Annotated in this window: 13 protein-coding genes; 7 read left to right on the plus strand and 6 right to left on the minus strand. The window is 60.2% G+C overall.

What is annotated here, in order from left to right; translation table 11 throughout:
* Window positions 1-31 precede the first annotated feature (31 nt).
* The 3 genes from OIS50_RS04350 to OIS50_RS04360 all read right to left on the minus strand — a co-directional run bounded on the left by OIS50_RS04350 (window position 32) and on the right by OIS50_RS04360 (window position 2,275).
* Window positions 32-832, minus strand: coding sequence for a hypothetical protein (locus tag OIS50_RS04350; RefSeq protein WP_264693104.1), 801 nt, complete (start codon window positions 830-832; stop codon window positions 32-34).
* A 103-nt stretch (window positions 833-935) separates the two neighbouring features.
* The gene (locus OIS50_RS04355; RefSeq protein ID WP_264693105.1) at window positions 936-1,454 is read right to left on the minus strand and encodes an acyl-CoA thioesterase; all 519 of its coding nucleotides are present in this window, start codon (window positions 1,452-1,454) and stop codon (window positions 936-938) included.
* Window positions 1,455-1,597: 143 nt separating this feature from the next.
* Window positions 1,598-2,275 carry a protein-L-isoaspartate(D-aspartate) O-methyltransferase gene (locus tag OIS50_RS04360; protein WP_264693106.1) on the minus strand — a complete coding sequence of 226 codons (678 nt, stop codon included), beginning with the start codon at window positions 2,273-2,275 and terminating at the stop codon, window positions 1,598-1,600.
* 129 nt (window positions 2,276-2,404) lie between these two features.
* Here OIS50_RS04360 and OIS50_RS04365 point away from each other — a divergent pair, with 129 nt between their 5' ends.
* From OIS50_RS04365 to OIS50_RS04385, 5 genes are all read left to right on the plus strand, one after another.
* Entirely contained in the window at window positions 2,405-3,823 is a 1,419-nt protein-coding gene (locus OIS50_RS04365) for a sugar transferase (protein ID WP_264693107.1), read from the plus strand.
* Between the two features lie 43 nt (window positions 3,824-3,866).
* Window positions 3,867-4,505: a hypothetical protein gene (locus OIS50_RS04370; RefSeq protein ID WP_264693108.1), complete on the plus strand. Its 639-nt coding sequence runs from the start codon at window positions 3,867-3,869 to the stop codon at window positions 4,503-4,505.
* A gap of 6 nt (window positions 4,506-4,511) precedes the next feature.
* On the plus strand, window positions 4,512-5,102 hold the full coding sequence (locus tag OIS50_RS04375; protein ID WP_264693109.1) for a riboflavin synthase: 591 nt from the start codon (window positions 4,512-4,514) through the stop codon (window positions 5,100-5,102).
* A gap of 26 nt (window positions 5,103-5,128) precedes the next feature.
* Window positions 5,129-5,860, plus strand: a complete 732-nt coding sequence (locus tag OIS50_RS04380) for a phosphodiester glycosidase family protein (RefSeq protein ID WP_264693110.1) — start codon at window positions 5,129-5,131, stop codon at window positions 5,858-5,860.
* Window positions 5,861-5,930: 70 nt separating this feature from the next.
* On the plus strand, window positions 5,931-6,140 hold the full coding sequence (locus OIS50_RS04385) for a hypothetical protein (RefSeq protein ID WP_264693111.1): 210 nt from the start codon (window positions 5,931-5,933) through the stop codon (window positions 6,138-6,140).
* Window positions 6,141-6,219: 79 nt separating this feature from the next.
* Here OIS50_RS04385 and OIS50_RS04390 read toward each other — a convergent pair whose 3' ends face one another.
* Both OIS50_RS04390 and hemF read right to left on the minus strand, forming a co-directional pair.
* The gene (locus OIS50_RS04390; RefSeq protein WP_264693112.1) at window positions 6,220-6,804 is read right to left on the minus strand and encodes a phosphatase PAP2 family protein; all 585 of its coding nucleotides are present in this window, start codon (window positions 6,802-6,804) and stop codon (window positions 6,220-6,222) included.
* On the minus strand, window positions 6,797-7,741 hold the full coding sequence (hemF, locus tag OIS50_RS04395; protein ID WP_413617041.1) for an oxygen-dependent coproporphyrinogen oxidase: 945 nt from the start codon (window positions 7,739-7,741) through the stop codon (window positions 6,797-6,799). The genes OIS50_RS04390 and hemF overlap by 8 nt, the downstream gene beginning before the upstream one ends.
* A gap of 309 nt (window positions 7,742-8,050) precedes the next feature.
* Between hemF and OIS50_RS04400 the strand changes: the two genes are divergently transcribed.
* Window positions 8,051-8,479, plus strand: coding sequence for a hypothetical protein (locus OIS50_RS04400; RefSeq protein ID WP_264693114.1), 429 nt, complete (start codon window positions 8,051-8,053; stop codon window positions 8,477-8,479).
* Window positions 8,480-8,545: 66 nt separating this feature from the next.
* On the plus strand, window positions 8,546-10,660 hold the full coding sequence (locus OIS50_RS04405) for an alpha-ketoacid dehydrogenase subunit alpha/beta (RefSeq protein ID WP_264693115.1): 2,115 nt from the start codon (window positions 8,546-8,548) through the stop codon (window positions 10,658-10,660).
* 241 nt (window positions 10,661-10,901) lie between these two features.
* Here the strand turns inward: OIS50_RS04405 and OIS50_RS04410 are convergent, their stop codons facing one another.
* Complete coding sequence (locus tag OIS50_RS04410) at window positions 10,902-14,189, minus strand: T9SS type A sorting domain-containing protein (RefSeq protein ID WP_264693116.1); 3,288 nt, start codon at window positions 14,187-14,189, stop codon at window positions 10,902-10,904.
* Window positions 14,190-14,370: the final 181 nt, after the last annotated feature.

Here is a 14,370-nt window from a genome sequence, read left to right on the forward strand (position 1 = left end):
AACGAATACCCAACTGACAACTGACAACTGACTACGCCAAAAACATGCGTTGCAGCGCTTGCCAGAGCTGTTTTTTGCGGCCGTTGTCGTATTCAATCATTTCTACCTCGGCGGCGGGCAGGTAGGCTACGTCGCCGATGCGCACGGGCTCGTAGGGTTGGGTGCGCTTGGTGGCCACGTCGAGCAGGTTTTTGCCGAAGCCGATTACCTCGCGCACGGCCAGGCCGCGGGCGCGCAGCTCCTCGAGGCTCACGGGATAGGGTGACTTTACGTTCACAATCACGCATTCCTCCATTACCCGCTGAATGGCCTTGAGCATGTTGTTCAGGAACACGTTGCGCTGCATCCGGGGCAAGCGAGTGGGGTCTTCGAGGCGCACAAGCATAACCAGCCCGTTGGCATTGCTACCGAGCGTATCAAACTCGACGGGCGGGCGTTGGGGCGGCGCTTGCTGAAGTACCGGTGCTGCGGGCGGCGGGCCGGGGGCTGCCGTGAGAACGGGTGCCGCCGGAGGGGCAGCCACCGGCTGCGGTGCCGGCGCTGGCGAGGGCTCGATTCGCGTAGCTTTTAAATCGGCCAACGAGGGCAGCTTGCCTTGGCCGCCAGCCGCACTTGCTGCGGGGGCGGGCGGTTCGGCAGCTGCTACGGGAGCAACCGGAGCCACGGGCTGGGCCGGGGCGGGGCTGGCAGCCAGAATAGGAGCAGCCGCCGGCGCTGCAACGGCCGGCGTTTGGGCTACGGGCGGCTGCGAAGCGGTGCCGGGCTCGGGCACCACGTACAGGGGAGTGCCCGCGTACAACTGCTGATAAAAGGCGAGCAGGGCTTCGTCCACGGTAGGGTCAGGCTAGGGCTAGGTAGTCAACGCACAGCTCGGCCGCGCTACCTAGGGCAGCGCGGCTGAACAATACTCAAGTTAACCATTTTGGCGGAGTGCCTTAATCCATTTCAAACAAGGCCTTCAGCTCGGTGGCTTCCTGCGGCTTCAGGCGGCCGGCAAGCACCAGGCGCAGCTGGCGGCGGCGCAGGGCGCCATCGTACAGGCGTACTTCTTCTTCGGTGTTCGGCACGGCCTCGGGCACGTCAATCGGGCGGCCCGACTGATCCACGGCCACAAAGGTGAAGAAGGCCTCATTCGACTTAAACTTGGTGCCGCTCGGAATGTCTTCCGACCACACGTTGATGTGCACTTCCATCGACGAGCTGAACGCCCGCGTTACCTGTGCCTCCAGGGTCACCACGTTGCCCAATTTGATGCCTTCGCGGAAGGACACGTTATCGACGGAGGCCGTAACGACGATGCGGTTGGAGTGGCGCTGGGCCGAAATAGCCGCGGCAATGTCCATGAGGTGCATCATGCGGCCGCCCATCAGGTTGTTGAGCGTGTTGGTATCGTTCGGCAGTACCAGTTCGGTCATTCGCACGAATGACTCCGCTACGGGCTTCTGTTTGCGCATGTTCAGGGGAAAGTTAGGCCAGGGGCGTATAAATCGGGCGCAAAGATAGCCGTTGGGCTGCCAGCCCATGCGTGCCCCGTCCAAAATGCCTTTGCTACACCTAGGGGCAGCGTGGGTGCCCTAGGTGCCGAGTACGCCAACAGCTACTCGGCCCAGCCGGCCGCCCCGCGCAACGGCACAAACCGAAACTCGTCGAACTCCTCGCGGGCGAAACCATCGGCCGACTCGCGCGTGACGCGCACCATGCGCTGCACCTGCTCGTTGCCCACGGGCACCACCAGCACCCCGCCAATGGCCAGCTGCTGCAGCAAAGGCCGCGGCAGGGCCGGGGCGGCGGCCGTTACCAGAATGCGGTCGAAGGGCGCGTAGGCCGGCAAGCCCACCGAGCCGTCGCCGCAAAACAGATTTGCCCCCGCGTAGCCCAGCTGGGGCAGGCGCTGGCAGGTGCGCTCGAACAGCACCCGGTTGTATTCGATGCTAAACACCTGGGCACCTAGGGTAAGCAGCACGCTGCACTGGTAGCCCGAGCCGGTACCCACCTCCAGCACGCGCAGGCCGGGGCGCACGGCCAGCAGCTCGGTTTGGTGCGCCACGGTGTAGGGCTGCGAAATGGTTTGGCCCTCGCCAATGGGAAAGGCCTTGTCGTGGTAGGCGTGCGACTCAAACGCCTGCTCGAAAAACAAGTGGCGCGGCACCGTGCCGATGGCTGCCAGCACCCGTTCGTCGCGGATGCCTTTGCGCCGCAGCTCCTCCACCAAAGCACGGCGCTGGCCGCGGTGGCGGTAGGAGTCGGAAGCGGAGGCAGGAACGGACGACGACATAGCAGGTTCGGTTAAAACAGCCCTACCTTTGCGCGCGGCTGGCGGGCTATACCTGCCGCAAAGCTACGGCGGCGCGGTATTTGTGCCGCGGGGCAGCCGCTCTTTCGTCCTGTTACTACTGCATTCTCCTTGATCCGCTCACTGCAAAAGCTCAAGCTGATTGCCGCTGATTTTGGCGCGGCGCTGCTTGCTTGGGGCTTCTTTTACCTGCTGCGCAAGTACTTGCTGAGCGAAATCAACGAAGGCTACCGCTTCACCGGCGACCAGCTCTTCACCCTCACCGGCTCGGCCGTGATGATTGCCACGTTTTGGGTAATCCTCTATACGCTCATCGGCGAGTACCGCGACATATTCCGCAAGTCCCGCGTGGGCGAAATCATCCGCCTGGGCCGTATTTCGTTTATTGGCGGGGTGGTTATCTTCTTCGCGCTCCTGCTCGACGACCAGGGCGTGCAGAACTACCGCAGCTACTACAAAACCATTACGGCGTACTTTCTGCTGCACTTCAGCATTACGGCCGTGCTGCGCACCTGGGCCATTACCAGCATTCAGCGGTTGGTGCGCAGGCGCGTTATTTCCTTCAACACGCTCATTGTGGGCTCCAGCCCGCTGGCCCTGGAAACCTACCGCGAGCTGGAGCGCACCAACCGGCACCTGGGGCTCAACATCGTCGGCTTTGTGCCCGTCAACGACACCGTGGACCCCGACCTAGCTACCGAGCTGCCGCGCCGCGGCTCGTACCGCCGCCTGCCGGCCCTTATCCGGGGCTACAAGGTGGAGCAGGTGGTAGTGGCCCTGGAGCCCTCCGAGCACCAGATGATTCAGGAGGTACTGACGCAGCTCGAAGGTACCCCCGCCCGGGTGAGCGTGCTGCCCGATGTGTACCAGATTTTGCTGGGCTCGGTGAAGGTGCATCACCTGTTTGGCACCCCGCTCATCGAGATAAAGCACGATTTGCTGCCCGTGTGGCAGGAGGTTACCAAGCGCGCCATCGATATTGCGGGCTCGGCTTTGTTTATGGTGCTGGCCTGGCCGGTGTACGCCTTCACGGCCCTGATGGTGCGCCTTTCGTCGCCGGGGCCGATCTTCTTTGCCCAGGAGCGCATCGGCAAGCACGGCCAACCCTTCCGCATCTACAAATTCCGCTCGATGTACGTGGATGCCGAACGCATGGGCCCGTCGCTATCGAGCAAAAACGACCCGCGCATTACGCCCTGGGGCCGCTTTATGCGCAAAGTGCGCCTCGACGAGCTGCCGCAGTTCTGGAACGTGCTCAAAGGCGACATGAGCCTGGTGGGCCCGCGCCCCGAGCGCCAGTTCTACATCAACCAGATCGTGAAAATGGCGCCGCATTACCGCCACCTGCACCGCGTGCGGCCCGGCATTACTTCCCTAGGTCAGGTGAAATACGGCTACGCCGAGACCGTGGAGCAGATGGTGCAGCGCCTCAAGTACGACATCCTGTACATCGAGAATATGTCGCTGGCCATGGATTTCAGGGTGATGCTTTACACGCTGAAAATCATCGTGGAAGGGCGCGGCAAATAGGGTTGTTTTCGATTCCTGCTTACACTCATCGTTGCTATCATATATGCCAAAAATTTTACCCCTTGTTTTGCTTTCGGGCCTGCTGGCAGCAGGCGTTTCGGCGCAGGCGCAGGACGCTTTGCCCGCCAACTTTCAGGTAGTGCTCAACGGGCAGGCGCTCGACGTGGAGCCGGGCAAAACCTACACTTACACCACCCCAAAAGGCGAAGTGCTGCAAGTGCAGCTGCGCGAAAGCAGCATCCGCCACTTCCGCGACGAGTGGGTGTCGTTTCAGCACCCGCCCAAGCTCTCGGTAGCCGAAACCGAGGAAGATGGGGTGCGCCAGCTTATTGTGATGAACGCGGCCGGCGCTGGCGTGCTAGTGCAGGAGTACAAAGGGATTGACCCCAAGGACATCCTCGAGTTCATGATTACTCAGCTAATCAAGGACGAGGTAAAAGCCGGCTACAAACGCCAGGACAAAGCCTTCGAGAAAAAGCTGGCAGACGGCAAGGTGCTGAATGGCAAAACCGTGTACCTCAGCCAGAAAAATGCGCGCAGCGTGTACCAACTGGGCACGTGGTCGGGCGAAAACGAAGGGATTATGGTCGTTACCATCAACCGCGAAGACGGTTCGAGCTCCGATGCCAGCAATCAAAAGCTGCTCAACGATGTTGTCGGCTCAATGAAAATTCTTCGTTAGCCAGTTATGTTCACCGGAATCATCGAAGCCCTGGGTACCGTGCGCGCCGTGCGCCAGGAGGGTACCAACCGGCATTTTGTAATCGAGGCCCCCTTCAACGCCGAGCTGCAGATCGACCAGAGCGTGGCCCACGACGGCGTGTGCCTGACGGTGGTGGCGCTTGATGCGGCAGCGGGCACGCACACCGTTACGGCCATCGACGAGACGCTGCGCAAAACCAACCTAGGCACCTGGGCCGTGGGCCGGCAGGTAAACCTGGAGCGTTGCCTTTCGGCCAACGGCCGGTTCGATGGCCACATCGTGCAGGGCCACGTCGACCTGACGGCTACCTGCGAGGCGGTGGAAGACCAGAACGGCTCGTGGCTGTACCGTTTCCGCCACGAAACCGGCCCCGGACGCGTTACCGTGGAAAAGGGCTCCATCTGCATCAACGGCGTAAGCCTCACCTGCTTCAACAGCAACGACGACGGCTTTTCCGTGGCCATCATTCCGTACACCTACGAGCACACCACTTTTCAGCACCTGCGCCCCGGCGACACGGTGAATCTGGAGTTTGACATTGTGGGCAAGTACGTGGCGAAGCTGCTGGGCAAGTAAGCGTTCAGTTAAGCCTGTTAACCGCGATGCGCCGTGCTTTCGTCCGCTTTGCCTGGCTTGGCGCGGCGCTGTTAATGCTGGCCTTGGGCGGAGCGTGGTGGCGCGTGGGCCGCGCGGATCAATTTGTGAGCTACCGCGCCGACGTGCGCCGGCAGCACGTGGCGTTGTATTGGCGCACCGAGCACGGCCAGCCGCTGCGCAGCCTAGGTGGTTTGCGGGCGTGGCTGGCCGGGCAGGGCCGCCGGCTGCGCTTCGCTACCAACGGCGGCATGTACCGCGCAGGCAACGTGCCGGTGGGCCTGCTAGTGCTGGCGGGCCGGCAGCTGGTGCCGCTCGATACGGCCACCACTGGCCACGGCAACTTTTACCTGCAGCCCAACGGCGTGTTTTACCTCAGCCCCGAAGGGCGGGCCGGCGTGTGCCGCACCCAGGATTTTGGGCGGGTAGGGCGCGTACTCTACGCCACGCAATCGGGCCCGATGCTGGTGATTGAGGGCCAGCTACACCCGGCTTTTCGGGCCGGCTCGGCCAACCGCCACGTGCGCAACGGCGTGGGCGTGCTGCCCGATGGGCGGGTGCTGCTGGTCATGTCGAAGGAGCCGGTGAGCTTCTACGATTTCGCCCGCTACTTTCAGCAGCAGGGCTGCCGCAACGCGCTGTACCTCGATGGGTTTGTGTCGCGTACGTACCTGCCGGCGCAGGGCTGGGTGCAAACCGACGGGGATTTTGGCGTGATGATCGGGGTGACGGACCGCTGAGCCGCGGGCGGGCTTGCACTTTTCCGCGCCGCTTGCGTAGAACGGTGCAGTACCTAACCGATTCCCCGCCATGTCGAGCAAACGCGAATTGATAGAACCCACGCCCGGCGACAAGCGCTACGTGCGCCGCAACGAAAAGGGCGAATTCACCAGCAACGTCGATCTGAACCGTTCCCTGTCGCAGGACGACCGCCACAACTCCCACGTAACCAGCAAGTCCGGCCAGGGCGACCGGGGCGACGGCCACACCGGCAACCGCAAGCCCGCCGCCAAAAAATAGCTGGTTCAGCCAGCATTAAAAAAGCCCTCCGGCCAACGCCGGAGGGCTTTTTCAGTATCATGCTGTTAGCTGTTAGCTGTTAGCTGTTAGCTGTTAGCTGAGGCCACCAACGTTGCACGCCTTGCAGGTACAGCCAGTAGCAGCCCCAGGCCAGCAGAACACCTAGGGTAGTGCCGGCCAGCACATCGGTGGGGTAATGTGCCCCCAGGTAAATGCGGCTGTAGCTTACGAGGGCAGCCCATGCCAGCACCAGCGCCTTAACGGGCCAGAAGCGCCGGGGAAGCGCAAGGCATACAAACACGGCCAGCGAAAAAGCGTTGGCCGCGTGCGAGGAGATAAAGCCGAATTTGCCGCCGCAGCCGTTCACCAGGTTCAGGGTTTCGGAAACCTGCGGGTCGTGGCAGGGGCGCAGGCGCGCGAAGTAGGGCTTGAAGAAACGGCTCGATATGAAGTCGGCCAGCCCCACGCTCGCGCCCAGCAGGGGCAAAAGCAGGGCGGCCCGCCTGCCGAAGTAATAGCCCAGGGCTATTACCATCACCAGGTAGGCCGGAAACCACACAAAGCGGTCGGTAAAGAAAATCATCAGCCGATCGAGGCCGGGGGTGTGGGCGCTGTTGGCCGACACCAGCAGCCACCGATCAAGCTCCTGCAGTTGTTCAATCAAGCGAAGTGGGCGAATTGTCGAGCCAATTTACGCCCTTTTTCAGCCACTGCTGCGTTTCGGCCTCGCGCGTGCCGGCTTCGGGACGCAGGTTGTAGTGCCACTCGCAGCGCGGGGGCAGGCTCATCAGGATGCTTTCGGTGCGGCCGTTGGTTTCGAGGCCAAACTTGGTGCCCCTATCGATGGCCAGGTTAAACTCGGCGTAGCGGCCGCGGCGCACCATCTGCCACTGCACTTCGGGCTCGCCGTAGGGCAGCTCGGCGTTGCGGCGCATCAGCTCGCTGTAGGTGCGGCCGTACACCTCGCCTACATCCTGTACGAAGGCAAACAGCTCGTCCCGGTCGCCATCTTTGCCCACCGTGAGGCGGTCGAAGAAGATGCCGCCCACGCCGCGGGTTTCCTGCCGGTGCGTCAGGAAGAAGTACTCGTCGGCCCAGTCCTTAAAACGCTGGTAGTATGTGGGGTTGTGCCGCTCGCACACCTCCGCAATCTGCTCGTGAAACCAGCGGGCCTGCTTCACGTCCACGTAAATCGGCGTCAGATCGAGGCCGCCGCCAAACCAGGCTTCGCCGTTACCGGCCTCAAAGTAGCGCACGTTCATGTGCGAAATGGGCACCATGGGGCTGCGCGGGTGCTGCACCACCGATACGCCGGTGGCGAAGTAGCGCGGGTCGGGCATCAGCAGCTGCCGGGCGGCCCGCTCGTCCATCTGGCCCCACACGGCCGAAAAATTCACGCCGCCTTTCTCCAGGATGTTGCCGTTCTGGATTACCCGCGTTTCGCCGCCGCCGCCCGAGTGGTGCTGCCAGATGTCGGGCTGAAAGGTAGCGCCGCCGTCGGTGGTTTCGAGCGTGGTGTAAAGCCACTTCTGAAAGGAGCGCATCCATTGCTCTACGTTCTGGCGAAAGGGCGTGAGCGTTGTGTCGGTATCGGTCGTCATGGCAGGGGCAAAGGCAGGGGAGAGGAGCGTAGCGTTCATGGGCTGGTTGGGCTGATTTGCAAGGGCGAAATAAGAGCCCGGCAGTAACCCAAATCCTGACCAATGTCAGCCACGCGGCTGTTTTTTGTCACCGCAAAGGTGGCGGTTTTTCGGCGATGGCAACGGCCCCGGCAGCCCGCCAACCAGCCCAGTACCGGTTGGGCGGAGCCAGGGCCGGTGTATTACCTGTGTAGTACTACGCCAAACCTGCCTATCATTGTAGTCCCGAACGCCAACAGTCCGCTACTCACCCTGCGCAACTTCTTTCTAATGCCCAAATCGTTTTCCGAACCTCCCGTTGCGCGCGAATTATTTGCCAACGCTGGCGCCCGTGTTGTGCAGGTGCACCCCGGCTATTTGCAGTTGGAGTGGCGGCCCGGTGCTACCCAGCCCGAGGTAGCTACGGCTGTGTTCGAGGGCTTGTTGCTGGCCATGCGGCTCACCGGGTGCCACCGCGTGCTCAGCGACCAGCGGCAAATGCCGCCTCTGCCGCCGGCAACGCAGCGTTGGGTGGCCGAGCAGTGGCTGCCCAAGGCCGCGGCCGAGGCGGGATACTCGCATTGCGCCGTGCTGCTCAGCCAAAACGTATTTGCCCGCCTAGGTGCCGTTACCTGGATCAGCCAGTATCAGCCCAAAGCCGTGCAGTACCAAGCCTTCGAAAACCCGGACGAGGCCACCCGCTGGCTACTCACGACCTAGGGCCGGCCCACGGCGGTATGGGCGCTATGCCGTAAATTCGGCCCTTCGCCACCGCGTATAATACCGATGCAAGCTCCCACCGCCCTGGAAACTCCCGAAACCGACTTTAGCCCGGCTACCGCCGCGCATCCCGACCGCGCCACGCTGCTGCGAGCCTATCGGCTGATGCAGACATCGGCGGCCATGGCCCGGCTCTACGAAGAAAACAAAGCCGTAACGGCCAAGTACGTGCACGCCACGGCCCGCGGCCACGAGGCCATTCAGCTGGCCGCCGCCTTTCAGCTGCGCGAAACCGACTACTGCGCCCCGTACTACCGCGACGACGCTTTTATGCTTGGCCTGGGCATTACGCCCTACGAGCTGATGCTGCAACTGATGGCGAAGCGCGACGACCCCTTTTCGGGTGGCCGCACGTACTACTCGCACCCCTCGCTGCGCCGGCCCGGCGCGCCGGTAATTCCGCACCAAAGCTCGGCTACGGGCATGCAGGCCATTCCGGCCACCGGCATGGCCCACGGCCTGCATTACCTCGAAGGGCAGGGCCTGCTGAAAGCCGCCGACGAGCAGCCAGTAGTGCTGTGCTCCATCGGCGATGGGGCCATGACGGAAGGCGAAGTAGCGGAAGCCCTGCAGATGGCCGTGCTGCACCAGCTGCCCATCGTGTACCTGGTGCAGGACAACGAGTGGGGCATCTCGGCCACGGGCCGCGAAATGCGCGCCATGGATGCCTACGAGTTTGCGGCCGGCTTTAAGGGCCTGCACCGCCTGCAGTGCGACGGCGCCGATTTCGTGGATAGCTACGCGACCATGCAGGCCGCCGTGCAGCACGTACGCCAAACGCGCGGCCCGGTACTGGTACACGCCAAATGCCCGCTCCTAGGTCACCACACCAGCGGAGTGCGGCGGGAGTGGTACCGCGGCGACAACCTAACCCAGCACCAGCAAAACGACCCGCTGCCCCGCTTCCACCAGCAGCTCCTCACCGAAGGTTTCTCCGAAGGCGACCTAGGGTACGCCGCAGCTCAGGCTGAAACCACGGTGCAGGAAGATTACCAGCGCGCCCTGGCCGCACCCAACCCCGACCCGGCTACCTTCGCCGAGCACGAGTTTGCACCTGCAGCCGTGACCGAAGAGGCCGGTGAACGCAGCCCCGCCGGGGCCGACAAAGCCATTATGGTGGATGCCGCCCTGCACGCCGTCGACGACATTTTGCGCGAGTTTCCGGAGGCGCTGTTCTACGGCCAGGACGTAGGCGGCGAGCTGGGTGGGGTGTTCCGCGAGGCGGCCCTGCTGGCCAAGAAGTACGGCGATACGCGCGTGTTCAACACGCCCATTCAGGAGGCCTACATCGTGGGCAGCACGGCGGGCATGTCGGCGGTTGGCGCCAAACCCATCGTCGAAATCCAGTTTGCTGACTACATCTGGCCGGCCCTCAACCAGCTGGTGGAGGAACTGAGCAAATCGTGCTACCTCTCCAACGGCAAGTTTCCGGTACAGTCGCTCATTCGCGTACCAATTGGGGCCTACGGCGGTGGCGGGCCCTACCACTCGGGCTCCGTCGAAAGCACCTTGCTCACCATCCGCGGTATTAAGGTGGTGTACCCCTCCAACGCCGCCGACATGAAAGGCCTGATGCGCGCCGCCTTCCTCGACCCCAACCCCGTGGTGATGCTCGAGCACAAGGGCCTGTACTGGAGCAAAGTGCCCGGCACCGAGGATGCCAAAACCGTTGAGCCGGCCGCCGGCTACGTGGTGCCCCTAGGTAAAGCCAACGTGGTGCAGCAGGCCTCGCCCGAGAAGCTGCAGCAAGGCGACTCGTGCGTGGTAATCACCTACGGCATGGGCGTGTACTGGGCCAAAACCGCCAGTAAGCAGCTGCCCGGCCAGGTCGAAATCCTGGACCTGCGCACCCTGAACCCGCTCGATTGGGAAGCCGTGCAGGCCGCCACGCTGCGCCACGGCAAAGTGCTGGTGCTCACCGAAGAGCCGCTAATGAACTCGTTTGCCGAATCGTTGGCGGGCCGTATTCAGCGCCATTGCTTCCAGGAGCTCGATGCGCCGGTGTTTACCCTAGGTGCTGCCAACCTGCCCGCCATTGCCCTCAACGTAGAGCTCGAAAAGCAAATGCTGCCCAATGCTGAGAAAGTGCATGCAGCGCTTGCCGAGCTGCTCGCTTATTAAGGTTTAGTTCAAGCCAGCTTAAAACAGCAGCGGCGGTGCCTGGGTAGGCACCGCCGCTGCTGTTTTATGAGTATTAAAATACACTAGGCGTCCGCAAAGCCAACAGCACCTCAAGGGCAACTGTGTTCCTAGGGTAGGAATAAAGCCTGTGTGCGGAGGGGTCGGCCGCCCGTGCTGTCAACCTATAAAAAAAGCGGCTGCCGAAATCCGGCAGCCGCTTTTTTGTGGTGCTGTGCGATGATTACATCTTCACCAGCTTCAGTACGTGGGCCTGGCCATTGCCGCTTACACGCACAATGTAAGAGCCCTTGGCGAAGCGGCTCGTTTGTAGCGGCAGCAGTTCGCCACCTTTGCCTTCGAGGCTTGCCACGTGGCGGCCTTCAGCACCTAGGATTTCAACGGAATACGTGCCCTGGGGCAGGCTCGTCAGGTCGAGCTTGGCATCGGCGGCGGTGGGGTTGGGGTAAACCACCACGAGGCTGGTTTTCGAGCCCGAGAACATCACTGCCTGGATGTTGCTGTACGCGCTCTTGCCATCGGCATCAACCTGGCGCAGGCGGTAGTAGCGCAGTCCGGCCACTTTGCCAGCTCCTTTGTCAACGAAGCGGTAATCGTTGCGACGGTTGCTGTTACCAACACCGGCCACATTGCCTACTTTCTCGAAGTTCACCCCGTCGCTCGAGCGCTCCAGCTCAAAGCCAGCGTTGTTTTTCTCCTGAGCCGTAGCCCAAGTCAGCAGACCGTCGAGGCCATTGGCCTGGGCCTTAAACTCGATCAGTTCAACCGGCAGCGGCGTCAGAATATCCGCAGATCGGAAGTCCACATCGGTCTGGGCCACGGTGCGCTTGGGCGCCGTGGACGGCATGCCGCCATAGGCCGGGTCGTAGATATCCACAAGGCCGTTGAAGTTGTCGTCGTGGAAGTACGTGCTGTTGATGTCGAGGAAGTTGGGTACGTCGTCGTTGTCCGAATCCTGCAGGAAAGGTGAATTCACCGTGCCGCTACCAGGTACAACTACGCTGTAGTAAGATGCTTTCGACGGGTTGTTTACGGCAAACAGACGGGCCAAGGCAACAATCTCATCACCTGCTCTTCCGTCGCGGTCGGTATCAAAGCCTTCGGTCCAGTCGGCGGTCTGTTGGTAGATGGGTAGGTTGACGCGGGTAGCGTTGTCGCCGTCCGAATCGTTGTCGAACATGTCGGCAATTGCATCACCATCGGGATTGTTGTTGCGCGTGTTAATAACATTGCCGCCATTATTGCCATCGTAAGCATCACGGATGCCGTCACCATCTGTATCGATGTTGAAGTCAATAGCGGCTTTGCGTAAGTTGTATGTTGATGTAGTCAGGGCTTCTATCTCATCAGAAATGCCGTCGTTATCGGAATCAACATCGAGAAAGTTATAATTGGTTACTGTAGCGTTGGATGCAGTGAAGTTATCCGAATCATTGTCGGTGAGGGTGTATCTAACGTTGTCTACTTCTGTGTTATTTGAAGTACGAAGTTCTACAGCGTTAGGCAAACCATTGGCACCAACCGCATTTGCGATACTTCCTAGCGTATTTACAAATCGACCTTGAGCTTCGCTGTAAGCGCTGCGGTTGTTCCCGTTGTTGCTTGTCCAAACCAAAGCTGTGGTACCCGCCTCAAATGCGTCGGACAAGCCGTCATTGTCAGAGTCTAAGTCAAAGTGGTTTGGGATACCGTCGCGGTCCGTGTCGAAAATGTCATTTACTCCATCGTTGTTCAGGTCGCGGAAAGCACCTAATACTGGGTGAACGTAAGCACCGTCGAGGTAGAGAATTGGGGAGCTGCCATCCGCGAAGCTGCTTGGGTCAATGCTACTCGCGCTGGTGCCCGATGTGCTCATCGCTTCGACTACGTCAAGGATACCGTCGTTGTCATCGTCGATGTCGGTTGCATCTGCAACACCATCTCCGTCGTTGTCGCAGGCAGAGCTATAGGTAAACTCAGTGTCACCAACGAATACCGAGAAACCGTAAGTCCAAGTATTTACGGTATAGTTGTTACCCTCATCGTTTGTGGTACCCCAAGCGTGGGCTCCGGTTGCGGAGCTTACACCCGATAGCTGGGCAGTCCGAATTGCAGTTGGGAAGGCAGTAAGGTTAGTGTCGTCCCAATAAAGCAGATCGAAGTTGTTGCCGTTGGCAGGACGTATGTTCCGCACCCGGAAACCATCGGGGTTACCTTCCGCATCATACACCGGGAAGTTAACAGGGGCACCAAAGCTGGTGAAATCGAAGCGAATAGTAGTGCCTGCAGCTACTTGCGTACCCGTAGGCGAGTTACCATCAACGTCGCCAGCAGCCTTCCGACGACCATTCCAGATTACAGTGTTAGGTACCCCTGCCTGTAGCGTTTGACGCAGTAATGGCTCGTCAGCGTCACGCACGTTGTCGCGGTCAATGTCGATTAGAATATCGAACTGACCGGTTTCGGCGCTTTGTGTGGTAAAGGCCACCTCGGTAACGCCATTGCGGCAGTACGGGCGAGGCGTTACGCTTACCGTAGGAGTGGGAGCACTCGGCCAAACCGCCGGGTCGGGGTTGTTTACAAATGCAGGGTATTGTGTGTAGCTAGTCCGGGTAGTTTGGCTACGACGCCGGGCCTCAATAGTAGTACCTACGGCAGTTGTTGAGCCAAATTCGTTGGCTACGAAGTAGAACGAGAGGGGGCGCATACCAGCCAACTCCACTTCCTTTACGTAATACTGCCCCGGAGCCTGCCTACTTTCCACCATCGGGTAGAGCTTGAAAGTAGACGAGAGGCGGTTCTGGAAGTTATTTGTGCCTCCAGAGTTACCAGCGAAGAAGCCCCAGTGCTTGCTGTACAGGCGGCCGGGCTTTTCTACGCCGTTAGCGCGTACCGTGAAGTCCCAGAAATCATAGGCGGAACGCTTGTTGCTATCCGTCATGTTCTCCTCACCGACTTGGGTAAACTCGACATAAAAGTCTTGTGCTGCGCCTGTGTTGTTGGTGTATACCAAGGCGTTGTAACCGCCAGCAGCGGGTTGCGGGCCGGCAAAAGCTTCAGCTCCGGTGTTAATAACACCTTGCTGCTGAAGCAGGGTTGATTGGCCTACGCTATTGGGGTCACGTGCAAGTACATCTTGTTTAACAATTTGACCTGCTCCCGCTCCGTAACGCAACGTTATTACTAGGTCACTCTGTGCAACACCCGTAGCCGCTGGATCTATCGGAATGCGGTGCACGCCGTAGTGAAGCGTTTCGCCAGGCTCCATGTGGATGTACATCCGATAGTCGGCAGAAAAAGCTTCACCCGTAGGACCAGTCCAAGAAGCGGGCTTAAGGAAGCCCAGCGACACATTGATGCCATTCAACAGGTTATCATCGTGCGAAAGGTAACCCGAACGTGTATTGGTCGGATCAGTGAGGGCAACATTGTTCGTGTTTGGCGTCAACTGCTTCGACCCCTCAGCCCAAACCCATTGGGGGGAAATGACCCAGAGCGCGGCGAAGCTCAGGCCTAGTAAAGATGTTTTCATAACGTACTATGAGTTGGAAACCTAAATCAAACCTGTGTTCAGCTGAATGATGGTAAAATCCAAAATTTAGTTTGGCTTCATCCACCTTTAGCTACAAGGTACAGGTGTTCAGATAACAAATCTAGGTGTTTAGATAATATGGTAATTGCACCTTGTCAGATTTAACACAATTTTTAATATG

Origin of the sequence: Hymenobacter sp. YIM 151858-1 (assembly GCF_025979705.1) — a bacterium.
Classification (GTDB): Bacteria; Bacteroidota; Bacteroidia; order Cytophagales; family Hymenobacteraceae; genus Solirubrum.

Coding starts and splice junctions, on each gene's coding strand:
- OIS50_RS04410 (WP_264693116.1), bottom strand. CDS start 14,189: ATGAAAACATCTTTACTAGGCCTGAGCTTCGCCGCGCTCTGGGTCATT.
- OIS50_RS04385 (WP_264693111.1), top strand. CDS start 5,931: ATGTCGAGCAAACGCGAATTGATAGAACCCACGCCCGGCGACAAGCGC.
- OIS50_RS04355 (WP_264693105.1), bottom strand. CDS start 1,454: ATGCGCAAACAGAAGCCCGTAGCGGAGTCATTCGTGCGAATGACCGAA.
- OIS50_RS04370 (WP_264693108.1), top strand. CDS start 3,867: ATGCCAAAAATTTTACCCCTTGTTTTGCTTTCGGGCCTGCTGGCAGCA.
- OIS50_RS04380 (WP_264693110.1), top strand. CDS start 5,129: ATGCGCCGTGCTTTCGTCCGCTTTGCCTGGCTTGGCGCGGCGCTGTTA.
- OIS50_RS04400 (WP_264693114.1), top strand. CDS start 8,051: ATGCCCAAATCGTTTTCCGAACCTCCCGTTGCGCGCGAATTATTTGCC.
- OIS50_RS04360 (WP_264693106.1), bottom strand. CDS start 2,275: ATGTCGTCGTCCGTTCCTGCCTCCGCTTCCGACTCCTACCGCCACCGC.
- OIS50_RS04375 (WP_264693109.1), top strand. CDS start 4,512: ATGTTCACCGGAATCATCGAAGCCCTGGGTACCGTGCGCGCCGTGCGC.
- OIS50_RS04405 (WP_264693115.1), top strand. CDS start 8,546: ATGCAAGCTCCCACCGCCCTGGAAACTCCCGAAACCGACTTTAGCCCG.
- hemF (WP_413617041.1), bottom strand. CDS start 7,741: ATGACGACCGATACCGACACAACGCTCACGCCCTTTCGCCAGAACGTA.